Here is a 16,865-nt window from a genome sequence, read left to right on the forward strand (position 1 = left end):
GCTTTCGCTTGGGCATGGCAATAAGCCATGTGGCAGCTTTACCAATTCCCCCTCTGTCCGTTCAGCCGCAAGGTTCGGCTGCTGATGAGCGAAAAAGGCATCGCTTACGAATTGTGGCGTGAAAATCCGTGGGAAGGGCGCGACGAGTTTTTCGCGCTTAATCCGGCGGGGCGCACCCCTGTGCTGCACGATCCGGCCAAGGGCATTACTTTGTGCGACAGCCGCGCGATCTGCGAATATTTCGAGGAAACGGTCGACAAGGTGCCGCTGATCAACGGCACGGCAACCAACCGCGCTGAAATCCGGCGGCTGCTTGCCCTGTTTGACGAAAACTTCTTTGGCGATGTCACCGCGCCGCTGCTGCATGAGCGGATGAAGAAGCGCCTGATCTATCGCCAGTCACCCGATTCGCGCGTGCTGCGCGAGGCGATGAAGCTGGCGCACGAGCATCTCTATTACATCGATCACCTGGTCGATCACCGCCCCTGGCTGGCCGGCGCGACGATGAGCCTGGCCGATCTGGCCGCCGCGGCGCAGATTTCGGTCGCCGATTACTTGGGTGGGCTCGATTGGTCAGGCCACGAGCAGGCCGCAGCCTGGTATGCGGTGTTCAAGAGCCGCCCCAGTTTCCGCCCGCTGCTGTCAGAGCGGATGGAAGTGATCCAGCCGCCCAGCCATTACGGTGATGTCAACGCTTAGGCCTTAGGCCGCGGTGGTCTTCTCGCCAAAGCGGCCGTGCTTGCGATAGCGGACCATCCAGCGATCAAGGAACAGGCCGAGCGGACGCGGCGCAATGCCCAGCGCCTTGCAACCCTTGGCCTTGGGGGCAACAACATTCCCGGCCTTGAGCAGCAGCCATTGCTGGCGGCTTAGCGGGGCCAGCGGCAGCCAGCCGGTCAAGGTGGCAAAAGTGGCCGAAATCGCATCGTGCAGCGGCAGGAATACGCGGCTGCGGCCCTGGGCCTTGGCGATCCGCTGGTTGATCTCCAGCATGGTCAGCACTTCCGGTCCACCCAGCTCATAGGTCTTGCCGCCGTGCGCTTTGGCATCGGCCAGGGCTGCCACCACCGCCAGCGCAGCATCGTCAACAAACAGCGGCTGGAACGGGGCGGCGGGGCCGAACACCGGCATCACCGGGGCCGCTGCAATCAGGCCGGCAAACATGTTGATGAAGGCATCGTCCGGCCCGAACAGGACCGAAGGGCGCAGGATCGTCGCCTTGGGGAAGGCGGCCAGCACGGCCGCTTCGCCAGCGGCCTTGCTGCGGGCATAGGCGGTGGCGCCCTCGGCATCGGCGCCGATTGCGGAAACGTGGACGAAAGCCGCTGCGCCGGCTTCCTTGGCCAGCCGCGCCAGGGTGCCGGCCCCGCGGCCCTGGACCGCATCAAGATCGCCGCCAAACGCGCCGACCAGGTTCACCACCGCATCGGCCCCGGCAACCACGCGGGCCAGCGAATCCGGCTTGGTCATGTCGCACCGGGCGAACTGGACCTGGCCCAGGCCCGCCAGCGGCTTCAGCTTGAACGCGCGTTCCGGGTTACGGCTGGCGATGCGCAGCCGCGCGCCATTGCTGAGCAGTTCCTGTGCCAGATGCGCTCCAAAGAAGCCGCTGCCACCCACCAGGACGATCAGTTTGCCTTCGAGCGCGGTGCCGTTGCTTGCCATCTTTGCCAGTCCCTTGCCCGGCGCAGCGCCGGATTTCACGCCGCCGCCCTTGGCACAAAGCCGCCCTGTTCGGCAACTGCGGGGAAGCCCGGGCCAAACCTTTTTGAGACGGTCTTGCCAAAAGCGCCAATGGGCCGTTGACACCCGCAAAGCCCCCGGCTAGTGGCGCCCTCCTACCCGGCAGCGGCGCTTCGGCCTTCTGCCCCGTGCCCAGATGGCGGAATTGGTAGACGCACCAGCTTCAGGTGCTGGCGCTCGCAAGGGCGTGGAGGTTCGAGTCCTCTTCTGGGCACCATTTCCATACGATGACAGATGAAATCGTCGCCGCGATGGCGGGCGGGTTTGCGCTTTGCAGCGCCGCCCTCGCCTGACTTCTGGCGGCGATCACCCCTTGTTGCACTTGTCGAGGATCGCTTCGGACAGCGGGGTGATATCGAGCGCCTGTTCGGCCGCGCCCTGGGCGATGGCTTCGGCGGGGGCTTCGCTGACCATGGCGCTGTCGGGTGACTGCGCAAAGGTGGTGCTGCCGGCATCGCGGAGCAGCTTGAGGCCGCGGGCACCGTCTTTGCCAAGGCCGGTCAGGACCGCGCCGACTGCGGGCAACTGGGCGCGGGCGATCGTGCCGAATAGCAGGGTGGCCGACGGACGCGCGCCTTCGACCGATTCGCGATCGAGCAGGCGCAGTCGCGGCGGGGTGCCGGGTTCCAGCACCACGTGGCGCGCCGGGTCATAGGCGATGTGGATCGATCCCGGTTCAAGCGCGGCGCCATCTTCCACCGCCTTGATCGCGCAGGGCAGCGCGGCATCCATCTTGCGGATGAAGCTTTCCACCAGTGCCGGCTCGGCCTGCAGCACGGTGATCGTTGGCGGGCAATCCTTGGGGTAATGGGCGAAGAGCTCGGTCAGGGCATCGATCCCGCCCATTGAGGCGCTGAGCGCAACCAGGTTGCCGTTCCAGTCAAAGGGCTTGGCCGAGACCGAGCCAGTGCTGGCACGCGGGCGGTCACGGACCTTCGAATTGGCCGCAGCCAGCACAATCTTGCCAAGCTTCCCCGCCATCTTGGTGAACTGTTCGGGCGATACCTTGAGCGGTTTGGGAAAGCATTCGACCGCGCCCAGTTCGAGCGCGCGCAGCGAGGTTTCCGTCCCGCTCTGGGTGTGGCTGGACAGCATGACCACCGGCATTGGCCGCTCTTCCATGATCTCTTGCAGGAATTCGATCCCGCTCTTGCCGGGCATCTCTACGTCCAGCGTGATCACGTTCGGCCGGACTTCATCGAGCTGCGACCGGGCATCGTCGGCGTTCACTGCCATGCCAACCACGGTCACGCCTTTGGTTTGTTCGAGGATATCGGCGAACAGCGCGCGCATTGCGGCGGAATCGTCGACAACCAGCACTCGTGCATCGCTCATGCTTGATCAGCTCCATATCGAGGCACGGCGACACATCGGCCGCCTCCGCCTTGGGTGCTAAGCGCCAAGCCCGCAAATTTTCGAATATCGCGACTTCGGGGTTTTTCCTTAAGCCCGGGTTGCCCGACAGCTTAAAAGTCTGCCCGCAAAATCCGTGTGTTAGGCGATCGTCCCGCTGGGGGGCGAGACAACGGGGTGAGCGATAATGCGCTTTTCTTGCAGGGCATTCGGGCTGGCCGGAGCGGCAGCCTTGGCAATCGGTTGGGCCGGGGCCGCGCTGGCGGAGCAGCCGGCGGGGGCGGCGTCGCCGCTTGACCTTTCGGCGCTGGCAACTGTCGACCTGAGCGCGACAGTGAACGGGGCTGATCCCGGCAGCAATGTGACCGGCATCACCCGGATCATAGCCGATCTCGATCTGGAAGCCCTGGCCGGTTGGAATGGCGCCAGCCTGCATGGCCAGGCGCTGGCCAGCTTTGGCTCGCGCCCTAACGACCGCGCTGCCACCATGCAGGGCGTCAACAATATCGAAGTTGCCGAGAACCGCGCCAAACTGTTCGAGCTTTATCTGGAACAGCAGCTTGGCGGGCAGGGCAGCTCGATCCGGCTGGGCTTTTCGGATCTTAATGCCGAATTCTACACCACCGACAGTTCGGCCCTTTTGCTGGCTCCGGCGTTCGGGATCGGGTCCGAGCTTTCGGCCACAGGGCCCAATGGTCCGTCGCTGTTTCCCTCGACCGCGCTGACCGCCCGGCTGCATTTGCAGACCAGCGGCGATGCCTACCTCAACCTTGCCGCGGTCAACGCCGAAGCGGGCGTACTGGGCGATCGCGCCGGCATCCGCCCGTTGTTCGCCGAGGGTGCCCTGCTGATTGGCGAGGCCGGCTTCAGCGGCAAGACCAAGCTGGCGGCGGGCGGGTGGGCCTATACCCGCAAGCAGGATGACCTGCGCGAAACCGACGGTCTTGGCGATCCAATCCGCCGCACGGCTTATGGAGCCTATCTGTTGTTCGACCAGCCGCTTGGCGAGGCGCTATCGCTATTTGCCCGGGCCGGCGTGTCCGATGGGCGCAGCACGCCTTACACCGGCGGGTGGCAGGCCGGCTTGCTTTGGTCTGCCCCCCTGCCATCCCGCCCAGAAGGCGTGTTTTCGATCGGCATGAACCAGGCCTACCTGTCGGACCGCTACCGCGCCAACCAGGCCGATGCCGGGCTGCCGATGGGGTCGACCGAGACCGGGGTCGAACTGACCTATGCCGACGAAGTCCTGCCAGGGCTTCAGCTCCAGCCGGACCTGCAATGGATCCGCAAGGCGGACCGCATCGGCGCGCGCAATGCCTTTGTCGCGACGCTCCGCCTCAACCTGTCGCTGTAACCACCCCGCCTGACTCCGGCAAAGTCCCTAGGCCCGGAAAAAGCAATCATTCGCGGCACTTGCCTAAGAGCCAGGTGTTCGTCGTTTCAGAGGTATCGATTCCATGAGCAAGTCCATCAAGCAGAAGACCCGGATCGGAGGCATCGCGATTGTCGGTGCCCTGGCAGTAACTCTTGTCGCCACCGGGGTCGGATTGAACCGGATCCGGCTGGGCGGCTCACTCGATTACCAGAACGGGGTCACGAACAATTTCGTGGCCGATATCCTGCCGCCCGCCTTGTATCTGGTCGAGCCGATGCTGCAGGCGACCTGGATCGCATCGGACCCGGAAGAGGCCGAAGAACACTCGCAGGTCTTGCGCAAGTTGCAGGCAGAACACGACAAGCGGCTAGAGTTCTGGAAGCAATCGGATCTTGATCCCGAACTGCGAGAGTTTGTCGAAACGAAGATTTCGGCCGACGCAGAACAATTCTGGAAGCAGGTCAACGAGGAGATGATCCCGGCTGGCCGTAGCGGCGACCCGGCCCGCATCAACCAGGCCCACGATAAGCTGGAATCGCTTTATGAGCAGCACCGGGCCGACATCGACCAGCTGGTCTTGATAACCGATCGGTACAACAAGCAGCTCTACGCCAGCAGCACCTCATCCAGCTGGATCGTGATAGCCCTGCTGGCGGCAATGGGCATGGCCCTGCTGGCGGCAATCATGTGGGGGATGCGCCTGCTCAACCGGCTGGCGATCGATCCACTGGCGCAGACCGCGCAGACGATGACAGCCATGGCTGCGGGCAACCTTGATGCCGGGATTACCCATGATCACCGCCTTGACGAGATTGGCGAGATGACCCGGTCGATCGAGGTGTTCCGCGCCGCCTCGCGCGCCCAGCGCGAATCTGCGGCCAAGCAGGAAGAAGTGGTCAACACCCTGACCAAGGGGCTGGAACAGCTGGCCGAGGGCAACCTGGCCTTCCGCCTCCAGACCCCGCTGGCCGAACAGTATGAATCGCTGCGCAACACGTTCAACGCGTCGCTCTCGCACCTCAGCTCGATCATCGAAAGCGTTGTGGCAACCGCCCGCAGCGTCAGCACCGGGGCCTCGGAAATCCGGGCCGCATCGGATGACCTGGCGGTGCGCAACGAGCAGCAGGCCGCCAGCATCGAGGAAACCTCGGCGGCGATGAATTCGGTCACCCAGTCGATCGCCGCCACGGCCGACAATGCCGGCGAGGTCCGCCGGTCGATCGACGATGCCCACCGCGAAGCCAGCGAAGGCGGCCAGGTGGTGGAGCGGGCGATCGATGCGATGGCCCAGATTGAGCAGAGCTCGCAAGAGATCGCCCAGATCATCGGCGTGATCGATGGCATTGCCTTCCAGACCAACCTGTTGGCGCTGAACGCCGGGGTGGAAGCGGCCCGCGCCGGCGATGCCGGCAAGGGCTTTGCCGTGGTCGCCAACGAAGTGCGCGCCCTGGCCCAGCGTTCGGCCGACGCGGCGCACGATATCAAGGAACTGATCGGCACCAGCTCGAAGCAGGTCGAAGGCGGCGTGGCGCTGGTCGGTGAAGCCGGAACGCTGCTGCAGACGATCGTGTCGCGCGTGGGTGAGATCAGCAAGCTGGTCCAGGGGATCGCCGAAGGTGCCCGCGCCCAGGCGACTACCGTTCAGCAGGTCAACTCCGCGGTCGGCGATATGGACCGGATGACCCAGCAGAACGCCGCCATGGTCGAGGAATCGACCGCCGCCGCGCGCAGTCTGGCGAATGAGGCTGGCGAGCTCAGCAAGCTCGTCGCGCAGTTCAGCACCGAGAGCAAATCGATGCAGATGGCTTCGTCGGCCGAACCCGTGGCCCTTCCACCCCGCGCCGTACGCCGGCGGGTTGCTGCCCAGCCGGTCATCCAGGGCAACCTTGCCGTCGCCACCAGCACTGCAGGCGATGACGACTGGAGCGAGTTCTGATCGGGCACGGGTGGGAGTTTGACGTATGACTGACGAGCTGAACCAGCGCGTAGGCTTCTATGGCCTTGAAGGTGTAGGGCCGGATCTTGCGCAGCTTGGCCAGGTTGTAGAACCGCACCTTAAGGACGCCCTCGCAGCGTTTTATGGCAAGGTCTCTGCCAATCCGGCAATCTCCGGCTTCTTTTCGGGCCGGTCGCACATGGACAAGGCCGCCGGAGCCCAGGCCGACCATTGGCGGACCCTGTTCCGCGATGGGTTCAACCAGGCCTATCTGGGCCGGGCCCAGACCATCGGCAATGTCCACGCCCGGATCGGGCTTGAGCCCAAGTGGTACATTGGCGGCTATGGCCTGGTGCTCGACCGTCTGATCCACGGCATGGTCGCTTCGGGCTGGAAGGCCCTGCTGCCCTGGAAGCGCCGCGAGGCGCGCCGGCTTTCGCTGCTGGTCCGGACCGCGCTGTTCGACATGGACATTGCCGTATCGACCTATTTCACGGCCGAGAGCACCGAACGCGAGGCAATGCTGGACCAGATTGGCACGGCGCTAGAAAAGCTGGCCGATGGTGACCTGACGGTGCGCATGGCGGGCCTGCCGGTGAAGTTCCAGAGCGCCGAGATCCATTTCAATTCGGCGCTTGAACGGCTGCATGCCACGATCAGCGGGGTATCCAACGGGATCAAGTCAATCGCCACCGCCTCGTCCGAGATCCGTGCTGCGTCGGATGACCTGGCGCTGCGCAACGAGCACCAGGCCGCCAGCCTTGAGGAAACCGCCGCGGCGATGAACCAGGCGACCCAGAGCATCGCCGAATCCGCCAACCGCACGATCGAAATCCGCTCGACCATTGCCGAGGCGCACAGCCAGGCCAGCGATGGCGGCGCCGTGGTGCGCAAGGCGATCGATGCGATGGCGCAGATCGAGCAGAGTTCGCAGCAGATCGCGCAGATCATCGGCGTGATTGACGGGATCGCCTTCCAGACCAACCTGCTGGCGCTGAATGCCGGGGTGGAAGCGGCCCGCGCCGGCGATGCCGGCAAGGGCTTTGCCGTGGTCGCCAACGAAGTGCGCGCCCTGGCCCAGCGTTCGGCCGATGCGGCGCGCGATATCAAGAACTTGATCACGACCAGTTCGGAGCAGGTCGAAGGCGGGGTCGGGCTGGTCGGTGAAACCGGAGCGCTGCTGGAAAAGATCGTCGGCCGGGTCGGTGAGATCAGCGAACTGGTCCTGTCCATGGCCGATGGCGCGACGCTGCAGGCCGGCAATCTGAAACAGGTCAATTCCTCGGTCGGGGAAATGGACCGCATGACCCAGCAGAACGCCGCCATGGTCGAGGAATCGACCGCTGCGGCGCGGGCGCTGGCCGATGAAACGGCCAACCTGTTGCGGCTGGTTTCACAGTTCAAGGTTGCGGGCCAGGCCGCCCCGCGGGCGGCAAACCATGCGCCTGCGCCGGCCCGAATCGTGGCTTCCGCCCCGCAGGTCAGCGGCAATCTTGCGCTCAAGCAGGCCGAGCCGGACGCTGACTGGGCCGAGTTTTGATTTCCACCGTGCCGGGATCTGTCATGACCAAATTCACACTGCCCGAACGCTGCGATCGCGCTGCCGCCGAAGCCCTGCTGCCCGACCTGATCGAGGCGCTGGGTGCCGGCGCTGCAGAGATTGACGGCGGTGCGGTGCGCCAGGTCTCGCTGGCCCTGCTGCAGACGCTTGCCAGTGCCCGCAAGAGCCATGAGGCGCTGCGCATCACACCATCGCAAGCGCTGCAGGAAGCGGCGGAGCTGACCGGGCTTTCGGCCCACCTGTTCGAAGGGGCACCGGCGTGACACCAGAAGAAATCCAGGCGATCTTTTTCCTCGAATGCGAGGAATCGCTGGCCGCTGCCGAGGCGGGCCTGGCGGCCTGCCGCGATGGCACGCAGGATTCCGACACCATCAACGCGGTCTTTCGCGCGGTCCATTCGGTCAAGGGCGGGGCGGGTGCCTTCGGGTTCGTGGCGCTGCAGGCCTATACCCACACCTATGAAACCCTGCTGTCCGACGTCCGCGAGGGGACGGTTCCGCTCGACGAGCCGCTGACCGACCTGCTGCTGCGGGCGCTCGATACGCTGAGCGATCATGTGACCGCCGCGCGCGAGGGCGGGGTGCCGCCCGATGATGCCGCCTTGCTGGCCGAACTGACGGCAGCCCAGGCCGCAAATCGCGGCGGCGCGGCGCAGGCGGAAGGCCCCGCTGATGAGCCAGCCGAACCGGCCCCGGTCGAGGCCGGCCTGGAAGCTTTTGACCTCGATCTGGACCTCGACTCGCTGCTGGATGACATCACCGGGCCGGCAGAGCCTGCGCCGGCCGACTGGCAGCTGCATTTGCGGCCACATGCTGGTTCAATGCGCAACGGTGCCGAGCCGTTGGCGCTGATGCGCGAGCTTGCGGCCATGGGTGCGCGCTGCATTGCCTGTGACCTGTCGCACCTGCCCGAACTCGACCGGCTCGATCCCGGCCAGGGCTGGTTGGGCTTCAGCCTGTTGATCCCAGACAACGTGAGCGAAGCCGAGGCTGTCGACCTGTTCGATTTCGTCCGCGAGGACTGGGGAATCGCCGTGGGCGCCCAGACCGCAATCCCGGACTTGCGGATCGAAGAGCGGGTCGCGCCGGCTCCCGTTGCGGTGCCGCTGCCGCCTGCCGCTCCTGCCGCGACTCCTGACACGGGCAATGCGGGCGAAGGCGCGGCCACGCCCGGCCCTGTTGCGCCAGCAGCCCCGGTCACGGCCGCGCCGGCGGCCGCTCCAGCAGCCGGCCAGTCGATCCGGATCGATCTGGGCAAGCTTGATCGGCTGATCGACACGGTTGGGGAGCTGGTCATCGCTCAGGCCATGCTGGCGCAGCGCCTGTCGGGCGACGGGACCGCCGGTGAAGAATTGTTGCTGCTTGAAGGACTGACCCGCGACATCCAGGAAAGCGCGATGTCGATCCGGGCCCAGCCGATCGGTTCGGTGTTCAGCCGCGTCCCACGGATCCTGCGCGAGCTTGCGTCATCGACGGGCAAGCACGTCAAGCTAGAGGTGTTCGGTGAGACCACCGAACTCGACAAGACGGTGATCGAACGGCTGGGTGAACCACTGACCCACCTGATCCGCAATGCCGTGGACCACGGGATCGAAAGCGCTGAAGAACGGCTGGCCGCCGGCAAGCCCGCCGAGGGCACCCTGACCCTTGCCGCCGAACAGCGATCGGGCCGGATCCTGATCCACATCACCGATGACGGCAAGGGGATCGACCGGGCGCGGGTGCTCGCCAAGGCCGTCGAGAAGGGCATCGTTGCGCCCGAAGCGCAGCTTTCGCCCGAGGATATCGACCAACTGATCTTTGCCCCCGGCTTCTCGACCGCGGCCACCATCACCAGCGTCTCCGGGCGCGGGGTGGGGATGGACGTGGTGCGGCAGAACGTGAAGGACCTGGGCGGGCGGATCACGATCGAAAGCGTTCCCGGCAAGGGGACCACCTTTACCCTGGCCCTGCCACTGACCCTGGCGATTTCCGACGGGATGATCGTGACCGTGGGCGACCAGACGCTGGTCGTGCCGCTGACCCACGTGGTGGAAAGCCTGCGTCCTGGCGAAGCCGATGTGCAGGGCATGGGCACCGGGCGGCAGATGCTGAACGTTCGGGGCAAATTCATCCCGGTGCTGTCGGTCGCCCAGCGCACCGGCGGGCGCGGGGCCGGCACCGATCCGCGGCGCGGGGTGCTGATCGTCGTCGACACGCAGGTGGCCGGTCAGGCCGCGCTGCTGGTCGATACGATCTGCGACCAGCGGCAGTTCGTGATCAAGAGCCTGGAGGCAAACTTCCGTCCGGTTGAAGGCGTGGCCGGCGCAACCATCCTTGGCGATGGCCAGGTTGCGCTGATCCTTGATGTCGACACGCTGGTCGCCGGCGCGCTGGGCAACACCGGGCAGCGGGAGGCGGCATGAACCTGGCCGAAGCCTTCAGCGAAGCGCAGATCCCCGGGGTCAGCCCCGGCGTCTATTCAGACGCCGATTTCCGGTCGATCTCGCGCCTGCTGCACGAACAGGCCGGGATTGTCCTGCCCCAGGGCAAGGCGATGCTGGTCTATTCGCGGATCGCGCCGCTGGTCCGGCAGAGCAACTGCGGCACTTTTGCTGATTACCTCAGGCTGATTGGCGGCAACGCGGTTGAAACCAAGCGGGTGATCGATGCGCTCACCACAAACCACACCTTCTTCTATCGCGAGGCGCACCACTTCGAACACCTGGCGCAAGTGACGCGGCCCGGTCTGCTTGCCAAACTGGAACGCGGCGAACCGGTGCGGATCTGGTCGGCCGGCTGTTCCAGCGGCGAGGAAACCTGGTCGTTGATCGTGACCCTGCTGGGCGAGGACCCGGTTGAGGGCCGGCGGATGCTGAAGCGCGACCTGCGTATCTTGGCAAGCGATCTGGCCGCCCATGTCCTGCGCAAGGCGGAGGCCGGCGTCTATGCCGCGGCCGAGGCCCGCGAAGTGCCCGATGTGCTGCGCCGCAACTGGCTGGATGAACGCGGGCAGGACATCACCGTCGGGGCCCAGGCGCGATCGATCGTGCGGTTTCGCGAGCTTAATCTGCTGGGCGACTGGCCGATGCAGCAACCGTTCGACGTGATCTTCTGCCGCAACGTGATGATCTATTTCGACCTGCCGACCAAAGAGCGGCTCGTGCAGCGTTTCGCCGAGCAGCTGCACCCGGGCGGCTACCTTTACATCGGCCACAGCGAGCGTGTCACCGGGGCGGCGGCCAACCTACTCGAACCGGTGGGCCCGACGATTTACCGCAAGAGGATGGGGTGATGACAGGCGCAAAATTTGAACGAGGGGACCCGCGGACATGAACCTGATGCAGGATCCCCCTGCCAAACCGCTCACGCGGATCACCGTGATGCAGGGCCAGGCCCGCGTCAGCGCCGGGCCGCGGGTCGAGTTTTCGACCGTGCTCGGCTCGTGCGTGGCGACCTGCCTCTACGATCCCGAGGCTGAACTGGGCGGAATGAACCATTTCCTGCTGGCAGAGCCCCAGCCCGGCGCCCCGGCCACCGGGTTTGACGAGCATTACGGCGTCTACCTGATGGAACTGCTGATCAACGAGATGCTGGCCAATGGTGCGTCAAAGCCGCGCTTGCGGGCGCACCTTTATGGCGGCGCCAACATGCACGCCGGCATGGCCCGGATCGGCTCAATGAATGCCGAATTCGCCCGCGGCTTCCTGGCGCGGGAAAGGATCGCCCTGGTTCGCGAGGACCTGGGTGGCAACTCGGCGCGGCGTGTCGAAATGCGCCCCGCTTCCGGCCAGGTGCGGTGTCGCACCGTGGCCAATTCGATGGCCCCCGCGGCCAGTCCTGCCCCCCGCGCGCCCGCGGCATCGGGCGATGTCGAACTGTTTTGATGAAAGTGGACTTGCGATGACCGATAGCCTGCGGATCCTGACTGTCGATGATAGCGTCAGCATGCGAGCCCTGCTCAAGCATGCCCTGGCCAGCAACGGGTTCAACGTGGTCCAGGCCGAAGACGGCCAGGAAGCGCTGGACTGGCTGGCGATCAACGACATCGACGTGATCATCACCGATATCAACATGCCCCGGCTCGACGGGTTCGGACTGATCGAAGCGCTGCGCGGCTGCGAGCGACACCGTGACCGCCCGATTCTGGTGCTCTCGACCGAGAGTTCCGAAGACAAGAAGGCGCGCGCCCGGGCTGCCGGTGCGACCGGCTGGATCGTCAAGCCGTTCGACGCAGACAAGCTGGTCGCCGCGGTTCGCCGCGTGGCGCATTGAACCTGGCAAGGAGCAGAAAGAAATGCAGATGGAGCTGATTACTTGCGAGGTCGCCGGGCAGTTGTTCGGGCTTGATATCATGGCCGTGCGCGAGATCCGGGCCTGGACGCCCGCCACCCCGCTGCCGCAGGTGCCCGATTTCGTGGCTGGCGTGGTCAATCTGCGTGGCACGGTGCTGCCGGTGGTCGATCTGGCTGCACGGCTGGGCTGGGCCGCGACCGAGGCAACGCCGCGTCATGCAATTATCGTCGTCCAGCTGGGCGGCAAGACCATGGGGCTGATTGTCGATTCGGTCAGCGATATCGTAACCCTGCCCAAGGACAGCCTGCAGCAGCCGCCTGCTTCGGGCGATGACGATGTCGTCCGGTTCCTTCAGGGGCTGGCCGCGCTGGGCGAGCGGATGGTCATGGTGCTCGACCTTGATCAGCTGGGCGGGCCCGAGCAGCTGGCACTTGCCGCATGAGCGCACCCTTTGCCCCGATCGAGTTGAGCCGTGTCGCCGCCGTGCTGGATAGCCTGGCGCATGAGATCGAGACGCTGGGTCACCAGCTGTGCGGCGATCCGGACCTGCTGGTCCGGTTTATGGGCGAATTGCAGCGGTTTGACCGGATCGCCCAGTTTCAGCGCGAGCTGGCCGGCCTGCTGCGGGCCGATTGCCCTCAAACCGCCCTTCGCCAGTTGCGCATGGACGAATTGGCTGAGTTACTGGCCGGAGAATAGTTCGGGATCGATTGTGCCGGGATGGACATGTCCGTAAAAATGCCTGGCTGAAGCCCTGTCAGGTGTGACACTTCCGCTACGGTTTCCTTGCGTTCTAACCAATCGATTAAAAGCGGTTGTCAAGTCGATCAGTCAGTGATCTATTCGTATGCGCAACCGTCCAGAAAGGGCGGGCAACAAAGGAGAGTGGGCTGATGAGGGGTAAGCTGACCCTGCTGCTTGGCGTGTGCGCCAGCGCAATTGCAATTCCTGCCTATGCACAAGGCACGGATGCGAACGACGACGAAAACGTAATCATCGTTACCGCGCAGCGGTCGAATGAACGTCTGCAGGATGTTCCGATCGCGGTTTCGGCGTTCAATTCGGAAGCGCTTGAAAAGCAGCAGATCAAGAACACGTCCGACCTGCAGCTCACCCTGCCAAACGTGACCTTCACGAAGGGCAACTTCACGGGTTCGAGCTTCACCATCCGCGGGATCGGTGACCTTTGCGTTGGCGTGGCTTGCGACAGTGCGACCGCCATCCACATTAACGATGCGCCGCTGTTCGGCACCCGTCTGTTCGAAGGCGAATTCTACGACCTGGCGCAGATCGAAGTGCTGCGCGGTCCGCAGGGCACCCTGTTTGGCCGCAATGCGACCTCGGGCGTGATCAACTTCCGCACCGCCCGCCCTGACCTGTCGGGCATGTCGGCAAATGCCGAGGCTGAATACGGCAACTTCAACGGCGTCAAGTTCAAGGGCATGGTTAACGTCCCAGTGGGCGACACCGTGGGCGTCCGCCTCGCCGGTTACTATCTGAACCGTGAAGGCTACACCACGAACCTGTTCAACAATTCGAAGATCGATAATCGTGACCTGTGGGGCGCGCGCGCGTCGCTGCGGTTCGAGCCCAGCTCGGCAACCACCATCGACCTGATGGCGCAGTACTTCCACGAAAACGATAACCGCATGCGCATCCAGAAGCAGATGTGTCAGCGCGATCCTACCGGCGTGATGGGCTGCCTTAACGGCCGTCGCGACTATTCGATGACCAACGCTAACTCGACGCTGGGCACGATCTTCGGTTCGCAGGAATTCTTCCGCATTCGCGGGCTTCCGGCCGGCCAGACGGCGCAGACGCCGAACTTCTCGCTGGGCAGCCTCTATGGCCCCGACGCTTACGCTGGCGTTACGAACCCGGCCGATCCGCGCGTCGTCAACACCGACTTTACCCCGACCTACTTCTCGGAAGAGTGGATCGTCCAGGGGTCGATCCAGCAGGATCTCGGCAGCGGGCTGCAGCTGAAGGTCAGCGGCAACTGGCAGTCGGTTAAGGTCGATTCTCAGCAGGATTACAACAACTCGGTCCAGAACCGTTCGCAGATGGCGACCGGTCTTGCCGCGCTCGCGGCCGGTGCCGCGGGGCAGCTGCCGCTGTTCGGTGCAGGCTCGGGTCCGGTTGTTGCCAATTACCTGCGTCCGATCGCCAACGCATTGATCCCGAATGGTCCGACCGGGCAGCTCTGCACTTCGCTGTCCGAGCCGACCCTGTCGGGCGTATTCGGCGGCAAGCGCACTTGCGCAATGACCCCGCTGGACTTCGACCGTTCGGTGCAGGAGCAGACCAGCTGGACGGGTGAGGCGATCCTGTCGTCTGACTGGGACGGTCCGTTCAACTTCCTGATCGGTGGCATCTACGGCCAGCTCGATCTCACCGAGAACAGCTACTACGTTAACACCTTCGGGCTTGACTATGCGGCTGGTATCCTTGGTGCTTTCGGCGCTATTGGCCCCGGCCTTCCGGCCAATGGGACCACGTCCTATGCACTGGCCAGCTCGTTCTATCGCAACCACTCGGACGATCTGCGGGTCAAGACCTACGGCCTGTTCGGTGAAGCCTATTACGAGTTCAACGATAAGCTGAAGCTGACCCTGGGTCTGCGTTACAACAACGACGAGAAGGACGTTCGCGCCCGTACCTCGCTGTTCACCGATTCGGTGGGCGGTTCGGTCCTGCTGCCGACCGGCAGCGCATCGATCACCCAGGCGCTGGGCTATGCCAATCTCGACTACGACGCAGGCAAGGCCGGCGCTCAGGAGTTCGCCATCCGCAATGCGAAGTTTGATGCCTGGACGGGACGTGCGGTGCTGGACTACCAGATCACGCCGGACAACCTCGTTTATGTGTCCTACTCGCGTGGTTACAAGTCGGGCGGTATCAACCCGCCGCTGTCGCCGATCTTCTCGGTTCCGGAGAGCTTTGGTCCTGAAACCGTCAATGCGTTTGAAATCGGTTCGAAGAACCAGTTTGGCTCGCTGACGCTGAACCTGACCGGCTTCTACTACAAGTACAAGCAACTGCAGCTGTCGCGCATCGTTGCCCGTACCTCGGTTAACGACAACGTTGATGCGAACATCTACGGTCTGGAAGCTGAAGCAATCTTCCGCCCGACCCGCGAATTCGCACTCAACATCGGTGCCAGCTACCTGCACACCGAAGTCTCGACCGACAAGCTGACCTCCAACCCGCGTGACTTTGGCGCGGGCCGTGCTGACGCGGTGATCATCAAGGATATCACCAACGCAGCAAACTGTGCGGTCGCCTCGAACAGCGGTAACGCTGCTGGGGTCAATGCCTTCGTGAACGGGGTCAACAACCTGATCAACGCTGGTGTGGTTCCGGGCGTTCAGGGCGGTGCTGGCCTGCAGGGAACGACCGCGTTCCCGGCTGACGGTGGTCTGAAGTCCACCGGTGCCTTCAGCATCTGCTCGGTGCTGACTGCTGCAGCTTCGGGTGCCTTCGCGGCTGCTGGGCTTAACCCGGCAACGCTGGGCGGCGTGACTGTTTACGCAGCGGGTATTCCGGTGAACATCAAGGGCAACAAGCTGCCTGGCGCTCCGGATTACAAGTTCTCGGCTGGTGCTCAGTACGAGATCCCGATGGGTGACATGAGCCTGACCCCGCGTGCTGACTTCGTTTACACCGGCAAGTCGTTCGGCAACATCTTCAACGGTAACGTTAACGAGATCCCGAGCTACACGCAGGTCAATGCGCAGCTCCAGCTCGATGGTCCGGACAAGAAGTGGTTTGCCCGCGTTTGGGTCCAGAACCTGTTCGACAAGGACGCGATCACGGGTCTCTACGTGACCGACCAGTCGTCGGGTAACTACACCAACATCTTCACGCTTGAACCGCGTCGCTTCGGCCTCACCGCCGGCATCAAGTTCTAAGCGCGAAACAACCTTAGTCCTGGGAGGGACGTTGGGGGCTCCGGACCACGGTCCGGGGCCCCTCTCTTTTGCCGGCCGGAAATCGGGTGCGGAGAACGCGCTCAGTCACGAAAAGCCCCCTTGCCCAGAGGACAAGGGGGCCAGTTAGCGCCTGACCCGCTGGTGGCGTTGGGGTAAGGTCAGGCCACTAGGGATGCTTCAATCGCAATCCTGATCGCTTCCGAGGTGTGCTGCGCGCCGATCTTGGTCAGCATATTGGCGCGATGAATCTCCACCGTGCGCGGGCTGATATCGAGCTGCTCCCCGATCAGGCGGTTCGACATGCCCACGGCCACCCCGGCCAGCACTTCGCGTTCACGCCGGGTCAGGCGTTGCACCCGGCTGCGGGCACGGGCTTCGCGCAGCTTCAGGCTGCCCAGCGCCGCACCAGTCGATTCCGCGCCAATCAGCGCGCCGACAACCTGCGCGGCATCGCAGGGCCAGGTCAGGTAGTCGACCGCGCCGGCCAGGATGGCCCGCACGATCTGGTCGGTCGAAGGGTTTTCAGCAAAGGCGATGATCGGCAGCCAATTGCCGTTCTCCGCCATCAGTGATCTGCCCCCTTCTGAGTGGCCCAATTTCTATTTTAGGAATGGCCACGAAGGAGGAATGGAATGGCAAGAAAGCACAAGCCGGAAGACATCATTGGCAAGCTGCGTGAAGCGGAGATCGT

Annotated in this window: 15 protein-coding genes and 1 tRNA gene; 13 read left to right on the plus strand and 3 right to left on the minus strand. The window is 64.3% G+C overall.

All coding sequences use genetic code 11. The features are described from left to right. Positions 1 to 27: 27 nt before the first annotated feature. A complete protein-coding gene (locus tag RQP55_RS11060) occupies positions 28 to 699 on the plus strand; it encodes a glutathione S-transferase family protein (protein WP_315610251.1) in 672 nt (223 codons plus the stop codon). A gap of 3 nt (positions 700 to 702) precedes the next feature. Here the strand turns inward: RQP55_RS11060 and RQP55_RS11065 are convergent, their stop codons facing one another. Next, positions 703 to 1,665 (minus strand): NAD-dependent epimerase/dehydratase family protein, encoded by a 963-nt coding sequence (locus tag RQP55_RS11065; RefSeq protein WP_315610252.1) that lies wholly within the window; start codon positions 1,663 to 1,665, stop codon positions 703 to 705. Positions 1,666 to 1,873: 208 nt separating this feature from the next. On the opposite strand from RQP55_RS11065, the gene RQP55_RS11070 reads away from it, so the two are divergent. Then, positions 1,874 to 1,960 (plus strand) — tRNA-Leu (locus RQP55_RS11070). 89 nt (positions 1,961 to 2,049) lie between these two features. Here the strand turns inward: RQP55_RS11070 and RQP55_RS11075 are convergent. Then, positions 2,050 to 3,078 carry a chemotaxis protein CheB gene (locus tag RQP55_RS11075; protein ID WP_315610253.1) on the minus strand — a complete coding sequence of 343 codons (1,029 nt, stop codon included), beginning with the start codon at positions 3,076 to 3,078 and terminating at the stop codon, positions 2,050 to 2,052. 205 nt (positions 3,079 to 3,283) lie between these two features. Here RQP55_RS11075 and RQP55_RS11080 point away from each other — a divergent pair, with 205 nt between their 5' ends. The 11 genes from RQP55_RS11080 (at position 3,284) to RQP55_RS11130 (ending at position 16,153) form a co-directional block, all read left to right on the plus strand. Then, positions 3,284 to 4,450: a carbohydrate porin gene (locus RQP55_RS11080; protein WP_315610254.1), complete on the plus strand. Its 1,167-nt coding sequence runs from the start codon at positions 3,284 to 3,286 to the stop codon at positions 4,448 to 4,450. Positions 4,451 to 4,553: 103 nt separating this feature from the next. Next, positions 4,554 to 6,407 (plus strand): HAMP domain-containing methyl-accepting chemotaxis protein, encoded by a 1,854-nt coding sequence (locus tag RQP55_RS11085; RefSeq protein WP_315610255.1) that lies wholly within the window; start codon positions 4,554 to 4,556, stop codon positions 6,405 to 6,407. 25 nt (positions 6,408 to 6,432) lie between these two features. Further along, a complete protein-coding gene (locus RQP55_RS11090) occupies positions 6,433 to 7,947 on the plus strand; it encodes a globin-coupled sensor protein (protein ID WP_315610256.1) in 1,515 nt (504 codons plus the stop codon). A 23-nt stretch (positions 7,948 to 7,970) separates the two neighbouring features. After that, entirely contained in the window at positions 7,971 to 8,231 is a 261-nt protein-coding gene (locus RQP55_RS11095) for an STAS domain-containing protein (protein ID WP_315610257.1), read from the plus strand. Then, complete coding sequence (locus tag RQP55_RS11100; RefSeq protein ID WP_315610258.1) at positions 8,228 to 10,372, plus strand: chemotaxis protein CheA; 2,145 nt, start codon at positions 8,228 to 8,230, stop codon at positions 10,370 to 10,372. Before RQP55_RS11095 ends, RQP55_RS11100 begins: the two co-directional genes overlap by 4 nt. After that, complete coding sequence (locus tag RQP55_RS11105) at positions 10,369 to 11,241, plus strand: protein-glutamate O-methyltransferase CheR (protein WP_315610259.1); 873 nt, start codon at positions 10,369 to 10,371, stop codon at positions 11,239 to 11,241. The genes RQP55_RS11100 and RQP55_RS11105 overlap by 4 nt, the downstream gene beginning before the upstream one ends. Positions 11,242 to 11,278: 37 nt before the next feature. Beyond that, positions 11,279 to 11,833: a chemotaxis protein CheD gene (locus RQP55_RS11110; protein ID WP_315610260.1), complete on the plus strand. Its 555-nt coding sequence runs from the start codon at positions 11,279 to 11,281 to the stop codon at positions 11,831 to 11,833. Between the two features lie 16 nt (positions 11,834 to 11,849). After that, positions 11,850 to 12,221 carry a response regulator gene (locus tag RQP55_RS11115; protein WP_315610261.1) on the plus strand — a complete coding sequence of 124 codons (372 nt, stop codon included), beginning with the start codon at positions 11,850 to 11,852 and terminating at the stop codon, positions 12,219 to 12,221. Positions 12,222 to 12,243: 22 nt separating this feature from the next. After that, positions 12,244 to 12,684: a chemotaxis protein CheW gene (locus tag RQP55_RS11120; protein WP_315610262.1), complete on the plus strand. Its 441-nt coding sequence runs from the start codon at positions 12,244 to 12,246 to the stop codon at positions 12,682 to 12,684. Next, complete coding sequence (locus tag RQP55_RS11125) at positions 12,681 to 12,941, plus strand: hypothetical protein (RefSeq protein ID WP_315610263.1); 261 nt, start codon at positions 12,681 to 12,683, stop codon at positions 12,939 to 12,941. The genes RQP55_RS11120 and RQP55_RS11125 overlap by 4 nt, the downstream gene beginning before the upstream one ends. Positions 12,942 to 13,135: 194 nt before the next feature. Continuing rightward, positions 13,136 to 16,153, plus strand: coding sequence for a TonB-dependent receptor (locus tag RQP55_RS11130; protein ID WP_315610264.1), 3,018 nt, complete (start codon positions 13,136 to 13,138; stop codon positions 16,151 to 16,153). A 179-nt stretch (positions 16,154 to 16,332) separates the two neighbouring features. Here the strand turns inward: RQP55_RS11130 and RQP55_RS11135 are convergent, their stop codons facing one another. Further along, positions 16,333 to 16,740, minus strand: a complete 408-nt coding sequence (locus RQP55_RS11135) for a response regulator transcription factor (RefSeq protein ID WP_315610265.1) — start codon at positions 16,738 to 16,740, stop codon at positions 16,333 to 16,335. Positions 16,741 to 16,865 lie beyond the last annotated feature (125 nt).

The sequence above is a fragment of the Novosphingobium sp. APW14 genome (assembly GCF_032337075.1).
Classification (GTDB): domain Bacteria; phylum Pseudomonadota; class Alphaproteobacteria; order Sphingomonadales; family Sphingomonadaceae; genus Novosphingobium.

Excerpts from the sequence above, each read along its gene's own strand:
- RQP55_RS11060 (WP_315610251.1), top strand. The coding sequence starts at position 28 with ATGTGGCAGCTTTACCAATTCCCCCTCTGTCCGTTCAGCCGCAAGGTT.
- RQP55_RS11065 (WP_315610252.1), bottom strand. The coding sequence starts at position 1,665 with ATGGCAAGCAACGGCACCGCGCTCGAAGGCAAACTGATCGTCCTGGTG.
- RQP55_RS11075 (WP_315610253.1), bottom strand. The coding sequence starts at position 3,078 with ATGAGCGATGCACGAGTGCTGGTTGTCGACGATTCCGCCGCAATGCGC.
- RQP55_RS11080 (WP_315610254.1), top strand. The coding sequence starts at position 3,284 with ATGCGCTTTTCTTGCAGGGCATTCGGGCTGGCCGGAGCGGCAGCCTTG.
- RQP55_RS11085 (WP_315610255.1), top strand. The coding sequence starts at position 4,554 with ATGAGCAAGTCCATCAAGCAGAAGACCCGGATCGGAGGCATCGCGATT.
- RQP55_RS11090 (WP_315610256.1), top strand. The coding sequence starts at position 6,433 with ATGACTGACGAGCTGAACCAGCGCGTAGGCTTCTATGGCCTTGAAGGT.
- RQP55_RS11095 (WP_315610257.1), top strand. The coding sequence starts at position 7,971 with ATGACCAAATTCACACTGCCCGAACGCTGCGATCGCGCTGCCGCCGAA.
- RQP55_RS11105 (WP_315610259.1), top strand. The coding sequence starts at position 10,369 with ATGAACCTGGCCGAAGCCTTCAGCGAAGCGCAGATCCCCGGGGTCAGC.
- RQP55_RS11110 (WP_315610260.1), top strand. The coding sequence starts at position 11,279 with ATGAACCTGATGCAGGATCCCCCTGCCAAACCGCTCACGCGGATCACC.
- RQP55_RS11115 (WP_315610261.1), top strand. The coding sequence starts at position 11,850 with ATGACCGATAGCCTGCGGATCCTGACTGTCGATGATAGCGTCAGCATG.
- RQP55_RS11120 (WP_315610262.1), top strand. The coding sequence starts at position 12,244 with ATGCAGATGGAGCTGATTACTTGCGAGGTCGCCGGGCAGTTGTTCGGG.
- RQP55_RS11125 (WP_315610263.1), top strand. The coding sequence starts at position 12,681 with ATGAGCGCACCCTTTGCCCCGATCGAGTTGAGCCGTGTCGCCGCCGTG.
- RQP55_RS11130 (WP_315610264.1), top strand. The coding sequence starts at position 13,136 with ATGAGGGGTAAGCTGACCCTGCTGCTTGGCGTGTGCGCCAGCGCAATT.
- RQP55_RS11135 (WP_315610265.1), bottom strand. The coding sequence starts at position 16,740 with ATGGCGGAGAACGGCAATTGGCTGCCGATCATCGCCTTTGCTGAAAAC.